Source organism: Gilliamella sp. B2717, from assembly GCF_026536675.1.
GTDB classification, from domain to species: domain Bacteria; phylum Pseudomonadota; class Gammaproteobacteria; order Enterobacterales; family Orbaceae; genus Gilliamella; species Gilliamella apicola_I.
The window spans coordinates 192,238-192,636 of record NZ_JAFNNQ010000003.1 but is presented as its reverse complement, the minus strand read 5'-3'; the positions used below and the strand labels follow the sequence as shown (position 1 = coordinate 192,636).

Genomic DNA, 399 nt, shown 5'->3' with positions numbered 1-399 from the left:
GTGGCATTGCGATCATGTATTTTGATTCGTTCAAATTCGGGGGTTTGGGGATCATCATACAACTCAGGATCGCCCGAACGGTTTAATTTTTTAAAACGCTCATGTTCAGCTGACGTATCATGAGACCAAGGTTTGGGGTAGCCTAATGTGGCAAAAATGCGATTACCGATAAAAGAGTAACGACCACCCGCTAGTAAAAAAAACATAATTAAAAGAACAAAAAACATAAAAAAAGCGGTAAAAGTATAAAATAATAGAAATATAAAAAATTCGCTATCCATACTAAAATAGACAATAACCACACCAATCAGATAAGTTAATAAACATAATACGCCACTCCCTATAGCACAATATTTTAATCGAAGCAAAGCCGGTGTATCCACTGCGTGAAGAAAATAC

At 35.8% G+C, this 399-nt stretch carries 1 protein-coding gene; it reads right to left on the bottom strand.

Annotated features, from left to right (window positions below; genetic code table 11):
* Positions 1-399, bottom strand: a 399-nt coding sequence (locus J3U35_RS02075) for a hypothetical protein (RefSeq protein WP_267359212.1), incomplete at both ends; no start/stop codon positions are given.